The organism is Bartonella sp. AP3QHHD (assembly GCF_042195765.1).
Classification (GTDB): Bacteria; Pseudomonadota; Alphaproteobacteria; order Rhizobiales; family Rhizobiaceae; genus Bartonella.
In genome coordinates this window covers 137,665-151,776 of sequence record NZ_JBHIPC010000111.1, presented here as the reverse complement: position 1 = coordinate 151,776, position 14,112 = coordinate 137,665, and the positions used below count along the sequence as shown (strand labels likewise).

Genomic DNA, 14,112 nt, shown 5'->3' with positions numbered 1-14,112 from the left:
TTCTCTTCTGATTGCGGGGAGTTTTTTCTGTCAGATAATGCGTATCAAATAGGATATGATGATGTGCAATAGAGATTTCATTATATCTCAATAAAAAATTGAGGGATTTATAATCAGATAAATTTGAATATTCAATTAATAGAGAAAAAAGATAACCATTTTGATAGGCTTCATGTATTTTGTATAGAAAGTAAGGTGTTGTACAAATGAGAGGTTAGTCGGTTTTTATTCATAAAATATACGGCAGGTCGCAGATGAAAGGAAAGCTTCACTTTCTTTTCCCGCAAGGGAAGAAGGGACAAAAGTACGTAAAATAACAAACCCTTCATTCAAATTTTTAGCAACCAAAACTGAATTGGTATTTTTTTTAGGTTTTGATTTTTTGAGTTCTATGATTTGTATTGGTTTTCCAATGATAAGATCGAGTGTCGCATCAGGGGCTGTTCGGTCATTAAGGCTATAGAAAATAATTCCGTTGTGTGTGTAGGCTGCTAGTGACCAAAATTGTCGTGTTTTCAAAGCTTTTAAATGAACAGGTCCATTTTCAAGGTTAAATCTGCAGACTTTAAGAAGAAAGAGGGGATCAGCAGATTGTTGAATAGGATTATCGGGAGTAAAATCGACAAATTGATAAGAGGTTCCAGATTTTTTTAGTGCTGTCCATATATTATCTTGTGCCCAGGTGGGGATCAGAAAGAGAACGCAAATATGAACAATAATAGCGCCAATGATTGCAAGAAGTGCGATATAAATAAATCTAGTCACAATTTATTTGTCCTGATGGGATTTGTTCTATTGATGGCATTGTAAGCGTTTGTAATGCCGTTGCTGAGATGATTGGGGTATCGTATAAAGTAAGAATAAGCCCGAATTCTTTTTGACTAACTGTTGCAAGCCAATTGCCGGTTTGCGGTGTGGGTGAAATATTAATGCGCAATGAGCCATCATGCTCATAGATAATATTGTCAGTGTGGAGTTCAAAAGGTATTTCTTTGGATGAAGTATAGGGTTTTAGGGATTTGTCAGCTGTATAAAGGGTAAAAAGACGGGTTTCAGGGATGGTGCCTTTGAGTAAATAATGACAGTGATGATGAAGTGGACGCCCTTGGTTATCTTGCCAAATCTGGAATTGAATACCTTCAGTTCGTCCGAGTGAAACAATGCCTCGTTTGGTCGTGCGGGCGCGGGTATAAGGATCCATATTGGCGGTTCCCATTTTTGGATAAGCACTCCATTTTCCAATTCTAAAGCGTTCAAAATGAGGAAAGGAATTGAGCACATAATCGACACTCAGTGTTCCACATAAAATGGAAAAAGCGAAGATAAAAAAGAAAATGGTGATATTAAAAAACATCAGTGAATATCTTGAATTCAAAATGTTGAATCTCCAGTTGTTTTCATCTTCAAAGAAATTGCAGATGGTTTTTTCAGATCTTTGTTAATCAATCGCACAATATTCAATGTTTCAGGAGAAAGCGTAGAGGGTATTGGAGGAGGAACTTCAGAATCTGCATGGGAAGAAAGTACTGGGGGCTGATAAGGAGGAAGGAGAGAATCTTGAACACCATAGAGCTGTTTGAGCATGATATTTTGATGTGCAGCAAGCATGATGCGATGCCATATCATGGCAGGAACGCCACCCCCAAAAGCACGATTCATCGGTGAAAAGTTATCATTTCCCATCCATACGGCTCCCGTATAATTGCCTGTAAAGCCAACAAACCAAGCATCACGATAAGATTGTGATGTTCCAGTTTTCCCTGAGACGAGAGTCATGGGCAGAGCAGCACGCTTACCAGATCCTCGTGTCGTGACACCCACCATCATTTGGTTCATATAAGCTGTTGATTGTCTGCTGAGAACTCGGTGTAACTTATTTCCGTTATGTTCGAAATCCCACACAACACGACCATCAATTGTTTTGATTTGCGTAAACCCATGACGATTACCCGCTATTCCTCCATTGGCAAAGACATTAAAGCCTGTAGCTTGATCCATGGGGGTCATATTGGAAGTGCCAAGAACCATTGTTTTGTGTGATAAAATATGCGCGTTAATCCCCATATTCTTGATGAGATCTATGATGGGTTGGGTATCACGGTTAAGATATTGATAGGTGAGATACACAGGGACTGTATTAATAGAAAAAGCTAAAGCTGTTGCTAAATCAATTTTTCCCAAATAACGACCAGAATTATTTTTGGGTGTCCAACCTCCCCAATTGATAGGAGCATCTAAAACAATTGTCGAGGGAGACAGTCCGTGTTCCAGTGCGGTTGCGTAAACATAAGGTTTGAATGAAGAACCAGTTTGCCGTCCGCCTTGTGTTGCTCTGTTAAATTGGCTCTTTTTATAATCGAGTCCTCCAACAATTGCGCATACGGCACCGTTATTATCGAGTATAACGGTGGCAGCTTGGGTTACGCGATATTGTTGACCATATTGATGTAAATGATATGCGATTGATTCTTCTGCTGCTTTTTGAATATTCGGATCAAGGGTTGTTTGAATAATTAAACTATGGCTTGGAAGTTGATTGCGCATTTTTTTGACTTCCTCGAATGCCCAATCAAGAAAATAATCTGGCTGATTATTTTCTATTTGGGGAAGTGCCTTAGCAGGGTGGCGATGCGCATTGATAATTTGGCTCTTTGTCATAAAGCCACTATTAACAAGATTAGAAAGGACGACATTGGCACGTGTTTGAGCAGCAAAGAGATGACTATGAGGAGCATATTTTGTTGGAGCTTTAAAGAGTCCTGCTAACATAGCAGATTCACTTAAAGATACATGACGTATGTTTTTTCCAAAATAAAATTTTGCCGCTGCGGCAATACCAAAATTGTTTCCTCCCATATAGGCTCGGTCAAGATAAAGTTGTAAAATCTGCTTTTTGCTAAAATTTGCTTCTAGCCAAAGAGCAAGATAAGCTTCTTTGATTTTACGTGTTATGGTTCTCTCGTTTGTTAAGAATAAATTTTTAGCCAATTGTTGTGTGAGAGTTGAACCACCTTGCACCACACCTTTAGCTTGCATATTTTGTGAAATTGCCCGTGTAAGTCCTTGAAAATCAATACCCCAATGATCAAAAAAACGACGGTCTTCTGTAGCGAGAACCGCTTTAATGACAGTGTCAGGCATTTCTTCAACGGGGACAGAGATTGCCGGCAGTGCACCACGGTGCCCAATGGAATTTCCATAGCGATCTAGAAAAAGAATGGAAAAGTTTTTAGGAGAAGACCAATCTGTTTTGGTCAGTTCAAAAACAGAAATGCCAAAAATGGTAAAAAGAGTAAATCCCATCAACCCTAATGTTAGTATTTCATCGAGAACTTCAACGATAAAACGTTTCCATCCTTGAAGATGAAAATTTTGTGAGACGATTTTTGCCTTTTTCCAGAAAAAACTGTTAGCAGAACGAATGTGATAAAGCGCTGTGTCTAATCGTGCGTCTAATTCAATGAGAGCAGGACTGTGAAATGGCTTACGATGTTGCCTTTTCTTTTTTTTAAAAAAATCAAACATTTAAAGAGAGCCTATGGCAAAGAAATACAACCAAACAAATCTACAATAATTATATGGAGTAGAAGTATTTTTTTGCTATAGTGCTAACAGAGAAAGAGTTTATTTTAGAATTATTCATTTTTCATAAGATAGTGTATTAAGATTTTATTATTTTATTGAATAAATTTTATTCTCATTATTAAAAATATTTTATTTTGAGTTTTTAAAAATTTGGAATAATATTAATGTGTTCTTCTGTAAGATAGAGGATAAATTATTTCCATTTGTGATTTTTAAGTCGACCCAAAAAAACCATTATTTCTTTTATCCTTTATCAAGGAAAAGAAGAGATGGGTTATTGAAATATTTATGATGAAAAAAAAATTCTTGTTTGTAATAATAGCAGCTTTTTTAGGAGCAGATTCTGTTCGAGCTTCTGGGTGTGCTGAAGTAGGTAAGAAGGTTGCCGCGCAAGAGAGCGGGGTTCTCGTCCGTTCAAAACCGGTTGTTCAGGATGGAAAGGACATGTGTGCAATTGTGGTTGTTGTACCAGCCCGTAATGGTGAAAAGTTACGTCGTGTTGAGTTTTTTGTTCCTGCTGATTAGTCTTTAGCAGATGGTGTTGTGATGCGTATCTTAATCGTTGAAGATGATCGGAATCTTCACCATCAATTAGCAGAAGCTGTAAGACGTGCAGGATATGTTTCCGATAGTGCTTTCGATGGTGAAGAGGCTTATTTTTTAGGTAGCACAGAGTCTTACGACGCGGTGATACTTGATATAGGTTTACCGCAGATTGATGGTATTAGTGTTGTTGAAAAGTGGCGTCAAGAAGGGATCTCCATGCCTGTTTTAATGCTAACAGCGCGAGACCGTTGGTCTGATAAGGTGCACGGTATTGATGCTGGAGCTGACGATTATGTTGTGAAGCCATTTCATTTGGAGGAAGTGATGGCGCGCTTGCGAGCATTAATTCGTCGCACTACGGGACATGCGACGAGTGCATTATGTTGCGGAAATGTTTTGTTGGATACAAAGACATCTCGTGTTTTTGTGGATGGTCAATTGATTAAACTAACATCTTATGAATTCAGACTGCTTTCGTATCTCATGCATCATTGTGACAGAGTCATTTCAAGAACAGAGCTTACTGAACATCTTTATGATCAGGATTTTGATAAGGACTCGAATACAGTGGAAGTCTTTGTAGGTCGGTTACGGAAAAAGCTTGGAGTGGATTTGATTGAAACTATTCGAGGAATGGGATATCGCGTGAGAACGCGAGGTGATTAATGAATGTTTTTGAAGAGAATAATTGGTATAGGAGGTTCTTTTTTGTAATTACTCGATCTCTCAGTTTACGTGTTATGATCTTATCAACATTATGGGTTGTTATTTCTCTTTTATCGATTTCTGCAGTAAGTATTTTATTTTATAAGCGTTCGACTGAACAAAGCCTAGAGCGTATCCTTTCTGCTCAACTCTACAGTCTTATTGCAACAGTGACGGTGTCATCAGAAGGTACTTTAAGAGGAGGGGCTGGGATTGATGATATTCGTTATTCTGATCCAACAACAGGATGGTATTGGGAAGTTGTTGCGATATCCCATAATTTAAAAGGAAGATTGACATCCCCCTCATTGGGAACAGGCGAGATATTTACACCAAGTGATGTTGATATACCTTTTAACAATAAATTCTTTCGCTCTTATCGGATAACGGGGAACAATGGTCAAAAGCTACAAGTGATTGAGAGTGATGTTGTTCTTGATAATAAAAATCATATTGCACGTTTTCGGCTTGTTGGGAATATCGATGAAGCTCATGCCCAGGTAAAGGAATTTAAGCGAACTTTGCAAATTTTTCTTTGGAGTTTCGGTATCGGGAGTGTTCTTATTAATATTGCTATTATTTTCTTTAGTTTTCAACCGTTGAAGCTTATTCGACGTGCATTGAATGATATTCGCGAAGGAAGAGTTCATTATGTGAATACGGATTTAGTAAGCGAAGTGATGCCGCTTGTACAAGAGATGAATGCTCTCATTAATAATAATCAGCGTATTATTGAGCGATTTCGCACACAGGTTGGTAATCTCGCGCATTCATTGAAGACGCCTCTATCCGTGATTATGAATGAGACAGATAAGATGCGCGGAGAAAAGGCTAGTTTGTTGAGAGAGCAAACGCAAATAATGCAAGCTCAAATCAATCATTATCTTCAGCGTGCGCGGATTGCAGCACAATGCGATAGTGTTGTCTATCATACGTCTGTTCGCAGTGTGCTTGAACGCTTGGTGCGGGTTATGAAAAAGCTTAATCCTGAAAAACAAATTCAATTTATTATGGATGTTGATGATATTGTTTTTTCTGGAGAGAAGGAAGATTTAGAAGAAATTATAGGGAATCTGATTGAAAATGCTACTCAGTGGTCTCGCGCAAAGGTTTTGATCTCTTGTTGTTTAGAAGAAAATGCTGAAGAAACAGAATATTTTAGTATCTTTGTAGAAGATGATGGTCCTGGTTTAACAGAAGACAAAATTGATGAAGCATTAAAAAGAGGGCGGCGGTTTAATGAAAATAAACTAGGGTCAGGCTTAGGGTTAGCAATTGTTTCAGATATGGTCAGTGAATATGGTGGCAATCTCTTTTTATCACGTTCTGATTTGGGTGGATTGTATGCAAAAGTTTTATTACCTAAGATGGGAGAATAACATATTTTCTCCTTAAGCAAGAAATGTCTATAAAGTTTTTAAAGCAGTATTTTCAGACAATACATCAAAGAGTAGGGAAACATTGTTTTTAGTTTCTTTGTTTAATTGATGTATATAATAGATTAATATTCTCCATGAAAAAATGAATTTTTATTAATTCACATCATTTTTCTCATGAAGAGGATAAAATGTAAGCGAGTTATTCTCTGTTCGTATTGGAAAAAAACGATATGCTCTTATTAATTTCTGCAGCATTTTTTCTGATTTTTCTGGCAAGTGTTCTTTTTCTTTCACTACGTTTTGACGATGAGATAAAAAAAGAATGGAAAGTTCAAACCGTGGATGGTTACAGAAGCCATAAGCGTATGATTGAGTTTAACAAGCTTTATATGCATTATAAAAAAAGAAATATTCTTAAGGCTTTAAGTATCTTGTTTGTTCTCCTTATGACATGGAATATTTATGGGCTGACAGGCAATCCAGAAGTGAAAAGTTATTTTTTTAGCGAATTAATGGATAAAAATCCTCAAACTCTTAGTAAGCAAGAAAAGCTTATTCGTTTACAAGTGCTTTTTTTCCGTGCACCTCATGATGGCAAGCTAGCAGATGCGTTAGCGGTAGGGTATCTCGAAGAAAGCCTTTTTCAAGAAGCAGTGAATACTTATTTAGATGCACTTCGTTTGAATGGAGAAACAGCTCCAAGGCTTGTAGGATACGGTTTAGCATTGGTTGGTTATGAAGGGGGAGTGATAACGCAAGAAGCGCAAAATGCTTTTCAAAAAGCAGCAGATTTAGCGCCAACAGATTTTTATCCACGTTTATTGTTGGCAGATGCATTGCATCAAGCAGGAAAAACTGCGCAGGCAGTGCAATTTTTACAAAGCTTTCTTGATACAATGCCTGAAAATTTTTCAGGACAATCACGTGTTAAAAAAATGATGATTCAGTTACGTGATTTATCGAGTGATCATACAAAGAAAAGAAATCTTGCACCTATGTAGAAGATGTGCAAAGCTCTTAAAAAATAAAATATTGATACTTAGTTATAACGTATTTAAAATTTTTTCGCAGAGTGTCTATGAACAGTCAATCTTTAAAGAATTCTACCTCATGGAAGGTTATTTTAGAGCAGCGAAAAAAAAAGCGCTTACTGATCATATTATTATGTTGTTTGGTTATAACAATTGCAGCAAGTCTCATAGTGTATGCAATGCGTCATGCGGTCAGTTTTTTTAGAATGCCCTCTGAAATTACAAGAGAAGATATTTTAACGGAGCGCCCTTTGCGTTTGGGTGGCTTTGTTGAAAAGGGAACTGTTCAATATGTTGGAGAGAGAGGCGTTGTTTTTTTTGTAACGGATAACAAAAAACATGAAAAAGTAGTTTTCAATGGTGCCTTACCGGATCTTTTTCGTGAAGGTCAGGGGGTGATCGTAGAAGGGCATTTCGATAAACAGGGATTTTTTATAGGGATGCGTATTTTAGCAAAACATGATGAAACTTATATGCCTAAAGAAACAGCTGATCGTTTGAAAAAACATTACATTATGGAGAAATAATTCGATTGTGCTTGTCGAACTGGGTCATATTTTTTTAGCTGCAGCATTTTCAGTAAGCTTATTAGGGGCATTTTTACCTGCTTTAGGTTTTTGGTGGAGAGAGCGTTTGTTAATGCAAACAGTTGTTCCTCTAACATATATTACTTTTACATTACTGCTTTTATCTTTTTTAGTGATAATTTATGCTTATGTTGTATCTGATTTTTCTGTTTTGAACGTTGTTGAGAATTCTCATTCAGAAAAACCGATGCTCTATAAAATTACAGGTGTTTGGGGCAACCACGAAGGCTCTATGTTGTTGTGGGTTTTAAGTCTTGCTTTTTTTAGTGCATTGATGGCTTTTTTTAGCCAACATTTGCCAGAAGATTTTAAGACGCTTGTTTTAATTTGCCAAAGTTGGATTACAACTGCTTTTCTTTTATTTATTCTTTTTGTATCCAATCCATTTTTACGCGTAAATCCACCAGCATTGCAGGGAAATGGTCTCAATCCTCTTTTACAAGATATCGCATTAGCAATTCATCCACCGCTACTTTATTTAGGTTATGTCGGTTTTTCACTTTGTTTTTCTTTTGCCGTTGCGGCATTGATTATGGGACATGTTGATAGAATTTGGGCGCGTGGGATTCGTCCGTGGCTTTTACTTGCTTGGTGTTTTTTGACATTGGGTATTATGGTTGGCTCTTATTGGGCTTATTATGAGCTAGGATGGGGAGGCTATTGGTTTTGGGATCCTGTTGAAAATGTTTCGTTTATGCCTTGGCTTTCAGGAACGGCTCTTTTACATTCTGCTCTTGTTCTCGAAAAACGAGAAATATTGAAAAGTTGGACTCTGTTTTTAGCGCTGCTTACTTTTTCCCTTTCTCTGATGGGAACTTTTCTTGTGCGTTCTGGGCTTTTAGTTTCTGTTCATAGTTTTGCTGTTGATCCAGCACGCGGGCAAGCAATTCTTGCTCTTTTATTTTTTTTTACGGGAGCTGCTTTTCTTCTTTTTGCTTTGCGTATCCCTATTTTAAAAACAGAAAGATTTTTTCAACCAATTTCACGTGAAGGGTTTATTGTTTTAAATAACTTGTTACTGACAACAATAACAGCAACAGTATTGATTGGTACGCTTTATCCTTATTTTATTGAGATATTAACAGGGCAAAAAATTTCTGTAGGGGCTGCTTTTTTTAACCTTACCTGTGGACCGCTAATGGTTTTGCTGTTGTTGTTTGTTCCATTTGGGACAATGATGGCATGGAAACGCGGTGATTTTCTTGCAGTTTTTGAACGGTTGTGGTTTGTTTTTGTATTGGTTGGTATCGTCTGTTTTATAATATTCTATGCGGCATCTGTGCGTGATATTTTTGCAGTTTTAGGGATTGGGCTTTCAGCGTTTGTTTTTTTAGGCAGTTTAGCGGATCTATGGGGAAAGAGTGGATATGGCAAGAGAGCTTTTTCAGTACGCGTTAAGAGATTTCTTGGATTGCCATGGTCTACTTTTGGTGCAGCAATAGCACATATGGGATTAGGCATTACATTATTTGGTATTGTTTGCGTGGTAAGTTTTGGGCAAGAACGTATTTTAATCATGAACGTAGGGGATAGGGTGACGATAGCGGATAAAACGCTTCATTTTGATGCAGTGCATGATGGTGTTGGTTCGAATTATTCGACAATGGAATTTTATTTTAAAATATATGAAAATAAAAACATTGTGGGTCATGTAACAGCCTCAAAGCGATTTTATTCAAGCCAAAATACATCAACAACAGAAGTTGGTCTTAAAAATTATGGCTTATCGCAGCTATATATTGTACCGGGACATATCGATAATCGGGGTCTCGTTGTGCACGTATGGTGGAAGCCTTATGTAATATGTATTTGGTTAGGGGCATTCATGATGGCTATGGGGGGATGTTTTTCTCTTTTGGGGTATTGGTTTCGCATTGGCATGTACAATAGGATAGTGCTTGCTTTAAATTTTTGGAAAAGACATTGAGATGAAAAAAATTCTTTGGATTGTATTTTTTTTAATTGCAACGTTTCCTTTTCGATTAGCAATAGCAGTAGAGCCGGATGAGATTTTAAAGGATAAGATTCTTGAAGCGCGAGCACGCCATATTTCATCGCATTTACGTTGTCCGGTTTGTCAAAATCAATCAATTGATGATTCAGATGCTGCTTTAGCAGGTGATTTACGGCTTTTAATTCGGGAAAGGCTAAAAATGGGCTATAGTAATCAGCAAGTCACTGACTTTCTTGTTGAGCGATATGGTGAATTTATTCTCTTGAAACCACCATTGAATAAAATAACTTGGTTTTTATGGTTCTCGCCTTTGATCATTATTATCATTGGCGTAAGTATTATATTTTTCCACTTCAAACGGAATAATCATGCGTTATGTGAATGAAAAAGAACAGTCAAAAATGTCATTGCATTAAAAAAAATGTTACATAAAAGAAAAAAATCAGATCATCTGCAATAAGCAGACAATCTTATTGTAATTATATTAGGGAATACTGAAACCTTACAAAACTTTAATAATTTAGACAGAAAACGGTAAGGTCTGGTATTTTATAAGTGATCGGAATTGAAATATAGGTATGATTGAATAGGAGCATAGAATAAATGGTTAAAAAGGCTTTCTTTAAAACATTTGTCGCAGTGAGTTTTTCTGCGATATTGGAAAGTGCACTGTTTTTTAGTGGATGTACATCAAGCTTGTGGATGACAAAGGCTCATGCAAGTTCTGTATTTACTTCGTTAATGCAACAACAGGGATTTGCCGATATTGTTGCTCAAGTGAAACCAGCCGTTGTGGCAGTACAAGTAAAGAGCAATAAAAAGAAAGAAGATAGGTTCTTTAGCAACTTTTTTAGTGGTCCAGGACTTGATCAATTACCAGATCAGCATCCTTTAAAAAGATTTTTTAAAGAGTTTTATGATTTTGATAAACCTAAAAATAAATTTCCGCACCAATCGCAGAGACTCCGTCCTGTTGCTTTTGGATCGGGTTTTTTTATTTCGTCTGATGGTTACATTGTGACCAATGATCATGTGATTTCTGACGGAACAAGTTATACTGTTGTTCTTGATGATGGTACAGAATTGAACGCAAAGCTCATTGGGAAAGACCCAAAAACCGACCTTGCCGTATTAAAAGTGAATGATAAAAGAAAATTTTCTTATGTTGATTTTGGTGATGATTCAAAGCTTCGTGTTGGGGATTGGGTTGTTGCTATTGGGAATCCCTTTGGTCTTGGTGGAACTGTGACAGCAGGTATTGTTTCTGCACGTGGACGTGATATTGGCACTGGTGTATACGATGATTTTATTCAGATTGATGCTGCTGTTAATAGAGGAAACTCTGGTGGTCCAACGTTTGATCTTAATGGAAAGGTTGTTGGGGTTAATACAGCAATTTTTTCTCCTTCTGGAGGAAATGTTGGGATTGCTTTTGCTATTCCAGCAGCGACTGTAAAACAGGTTGTACAACAACTTATTGAAAAAGGTTCAGTTCAACGTGGTTGGTTAGGTGTTCAGATTCAGCCGGTAACAAAGGAGATTTCCGATTCAATAGGATTGAAAGAAGCCAAAGGTGCTTTGGTTACTGATCCGTTAAAAGGACCGGCAGAAAAGGCTGGTATTAAAGCGGGTGATGTAATTATTTCAGTGAATAATGAAAAAGTTGCTGATGCGCGTGAGTTGGCGAAACGTATTGCAAATATTAAACCAGGAGAAATGGTAACCATAGGGATTTGGAGATCAGGTAAGGAGGAGAGTATAAAGGTTAAACTCGCTTCAATGTCTGAAGATGAAAGTAAGAAAGAGACTTCAAAATATTCAAATGGACAGAGTGATTTAGATGAAACATTGGAAGATTATGGTTTGATTGTTATGCCTTCTGATGATGGTGTAGGGGTTGTCGTAACGGATGTCGATACCGATTCAGATGCTGCAGATAAAGGGATACGCCCTGGTGATATCATTGTGACAGTAAATAATAAACCGGTTAAACGAGTCTCTGATATTATTAACACAATCAAAAATGCTCAGCAGTTAGGACGAAAGGCTATACTCTTACAAGTGCGAACAAATGATCAAAATCGTTTTGTTGCTCTTCCAATTTTCAAAAAATAAGGCTTTAGTTGTAGGACAAATGTTTATTAAATATTTGTCCTACAACATAATAAAATAATGGAGATACGTTTTATGAAGATACTCGTTATTGAAGATGATCATGAGACGGGGCATTATCTCGAAAAAGCATTTTTGGAAGTAGGGCATTCTGTTGATGTTGCTTATGATGGGGATACGGGATATGCTTTAGCAACCACGGAAAATTATGACGTTATGGTTGTTGACCGAATGCTTTTGCATCGTGATGGTCTTTCTATTATTGCTGAATTGCGCGCTAAAGGCAATGAAACACCGGTTCTTATTCTGTCTGCTTTAGGGCAAGTTAATGATCGTGTAACGGGGCTGCGTGCAGGGGGAGATGATTATTTGACAAAGCCTTATGCTTTTTCTGAACTTCTTGCGCGTGTTGAAGTTTTACAACGGCGGAAAAATCCTAAAGAAGCAGAAACTGTTTACTGTGTAGGTAATCTTGAGCTTGATCGGTTAGCACATACGGTAAAACGAGGTGATAGAAACATTCTATTGCAACCACGAGAGTTTCGTTTACTTGAATATTTGATGCGTTATGCGGGGCAGGTTGTTACACGCACTATGCTTTTGGAAAACGTTTGGAATTACCATTTTGATCCACAAACGAATGTCATTGATGTCCATATCTCTCGTTTGAGAGCCAAAATTGAAAAAGATTTTGATGTTCCCCTTCTCCATACAGTGCGTGGAGCTGGATATATGCTGAAAGTACCAGATAACAAAGCATGAATCGTTTGATTAATATAATGCGCACGACGGCGCTAAGGCTTTCAGCACTTTACATTTTATTGTTTGGATTGGTGGCAACAGGACTTTCTATTTATATGACGGCATTTTCTGCTTCATTGTTAACAGAGCAAACTGAACAGGCTTTACATGAAGAATTAAAGTATATTGAAAATGCTTATAATTATGGGGGATTATCCTTATTAATGCGCACTATTGATTATCGTTCAAGACAACCAGGAGCATTTCTTTATCTTGTTACAGATTCTATGGGGCGTATTTTAGCAGGAAATGTAGCACGTATTGAATTAGGTCTTTTGAATCAGAGTGGTTTTATTTCTACCTCTTTTTTGTATTCCCGTTTTGGAGAACATGGCAAAACAAGTGAACATCGCGCTTTGGCGGTTATTGTTGATTTGCCTAATGCTATGAAGATTCTTATAGGACGTGATTTGGATGAGCCAGAACGTTTTGCTGTTGTTATTCGCAAAGCTGTGATCATTGCACTTGCTGCAATGGTTGGAGGCGCTTTACTCATATGGTTTTTTGTTGGCAGGAGAGCTTTACAAAGGATTGATCATGTAACGGCTGCATCACAGCGCTTGATGGATGGTGATTTCAGTGGGCGTTTACCTGTTTCTGGAGTAGGGGATGAGTTTGATCGATTGTCAACCAATCTTAATGTTATGTTAGACCGCATTGAAGAGTTAAATATTGGTTTACGTCAAGTATCAGATAATATTGCTCATGATCTGAAAACGCCGTTAACGCGTCTTAGAAATCGCGCTGAAGAGGCACTTTCAGGAAATAAGACAAAGCTTGAATATCGTCAGGTCCTTGATAGGGTTATTGCAGAGTCAGATCAACTTATTTGTACGTTCAATGCGATTTTAATGATTTCACGTATTGAGGCCAGCAGTGCAATTGAACATCTTGAAATGATGAATATGAAATTGATCATTGAGGATGCTGTTGAGCTTTACGAACCTTTTGCTGAGGAGTCAGGTGTTTTACTTCAGTTGGGAGATATATTTGATAAAGAGCTAAAATTGAATCGTGAGCTTGTTGCACAATCAATTTTTAATCTTATAGATAATGCAATTAAATATGCGCCTAAAGGTGGAAGGCAAGCGAAGGTTTGCTTATCAATGGAATATCGTGATGAACATTTATTAGTTGTTGTGAGCGATAATGGACCAGGAATAGCAGAGGATAAACGTGAAAAAGTGACAGAACGATTTGTTCGTCTTGAAGAAAGCCGCACACAACCTGGGTTTGGGATTGGTTTAAGTATAGCAAAAGCGGTTATGAAGCTTCATGGGGGTGAATTGTTACTTGAAAATGCAAATCCAGGGCTTAGGGCTATTTTGTTATTTCCTTAAAGATATTTTTCTTCACTTTTCTCTTTTCATACGTAACAACTATTTTAAAAGTATAAAGCAATAGAAAGGAAA

Annotated in this window: 13 protein-coding genes; 10 read left to right on the top strand and 3 right to left on the bottom strand. The window is 37.3% G+C overall.

What is annotated here, in order from left to right; all coding sequences use genetic code 11:
- Nucleotides 1–225: 225 nt before the first annotated feature.
- From ACFIL7_RS09745 to ACFIL7_RS09735, 3 genes are read right to left on the bottom strand one after another with little or no spacing between them, the layout of a single operon-like run.
- A complete protein-coding gene (locus tag ACFIL7_RS09745; RefSeq protein ID WP_375636211.1) occupies nt 226–765 on the bottom strand; it encodes a hypothetical protein in 540 nt (179 codons plus the stop codon).
- Nucleotides 758–1,354, bottom strand: a complete 597-nt coding sequence (locus tag ACFIL7_RS09740) for a DUF1214 domain-containing protein (protein WP_375634262.1) — start codon at nt 1,352–1,354, stop codon at nt 758–760. The genes ACFIL7_RS09745 and ACFIL7_RS09740 overlap by 8 nt, the downstream gene beginning before the upstream one ends.
- A gap of 17 nt (nt 1,355–1,371) precedes the next feature.
- The gene (locus ACFIL7_RS09735) at nt 1,372–3,525 is read right to left on the bottom strand and encodes a transglycosylase domain-containing protein (protein WP_375634261.1); all 2,154 of its coding nucleotides are present in this window, start codon (nt 3,523–3,525) and stop codon (nt 1,372–1,374) included.
- Nucleotides 3,526–3,873: 348 nt separating this feature from the next.
- Between ACFIL7_RS09735 and ACFIL7_RS09730 the strand changes: the two genes are divergently transcribed.
- From ACFIL7_RS09730 to ACFIL7_RS09685, 10 genes are all read left to right on the top strand, one after another.
- Nucleotides 3,874–4,110: a hypothetical protein gene (locus ACFIL7_RS09730; protein WP_375634259.1), complete on the top strand. Its 237-nt coding sequence runs from the start codon at nt 3,874–3,876 to the stop codon at nt 4,108–4,110.
- A 21-nt stretch (nt 4,111–4,131) separates the two neighbouring features.
- Nucleotides 4,132–4,797 carry a response regulator transcription factor gene (locus tag ACFIL7_RS09725; RefSeq protein WP_375634257.1) on the top strand — a complete coding sequence of 222 codons (666 nt, stop codon included), beginning with the start codon at nt 4,132–4,134 and terminating at the stop codon, nt 4,795–4,797.
- Entirely contained in the window at nt 4,797–6,215 is a 1,419-nt protein-coding gene (locus tag ACFIL7_RS09720) for an ATP-binding protein (RefSeq protein WP_375636213.1), read from the top strand. Before ACFIL7_RS09725 ends, ACFIL7_RS09720 begins: the two co-directional genes overlap by 1 nt.
- Before the next feature lie 230 nt (nt 6,216–6,445).
- Nucleotides 6,446–7,216 (top strand): tetratricopeptide repeat protein, encoded by a 771-nt coding sequence (locus tag ACFIL7_RS09715; protein ID WP_375634253.1) that lies wholly within the window; start codon nt 6,446–6,448, stop codon nt 7,214–7,216.
- 77 nt (nt 7,217–7,293) lie between these two features.
- On the top strand, nt 7,294–7,773 hold the full coding sequence (gene ccmE, locus ACFIL7_RS09710; RefSeq protein WP_375634251.1) for a cytochrome c maturation protein CcmE: 480 nt from the start codon (nt 7,294–7,296) through the stop codon (nt 7,771–7,773).
- A 7-nt stretch (nt 7,774–7,780) separates the two neighbouring features.
- Nucleotides 7,781–9,760 carry a heme lyase CcmF/NrfE family subunit gene (locus tag ACFIL7_RS09705; RefSeq protein ID WP_375634249.1) on the top strand — a complete coding sequence of 660 codons (1,980 nt, stop codon included), beginning with the start codon at nt 7,781–7,783 and terminating at the stop codon, nt 9,758–9,760.
- Between the two features lies 1 nt (nt 9,761).
- A complete protein-coding gene (locus tag ACFIL7_RS09700) occupies nt 9,762–10,172 on the top strand; it encodes a cytochrome c-type biogenesis protein CcmH (protein WP_375634247.1) in 411 nt (136 codons plus the stop codon).
- Between the two features lie 218 nt (nt 10,173–10,390).
- Complete coding sequence (locus ACFIL7_RS09695) at nt 10,391–11,902, top strand: Do family serine endopeptidase (protein ID WP_375611163.1); 1,512 nt, start codon at nt 10,391–10,393, stop codon at nt 11,900–11,902.
- Nucleotides 11,903–11,974: 72 nt separating this feature from the next.
- Nucleotides 11,975–12,661, top strand: a complete 687-nt coding sequence (locus tag ACFIL7_RS09690; protein ID WP_273791552.1) for a response regulator transcription factor — start codon at nt 11,975–11,977, stop codon at nt 12,659–12,661.
- Complete coding sequence (locus ACFIL7_RS09685; RefSeq protein ID WP_375634245.1) at nt 12,658–14,040, top strand: ATP-binding protein; 1,383 nt, start codon at nt 12,658–12,660, stop codon at nt 14,038–14,040. Before ACFIL7_RS09690 ends, ACFIL7_RS09685 begins: the two co-directional genes overlap by 4 nt.
- Nucleotides 14,041–14,112 lie beyond the last annotated feature (72 nt).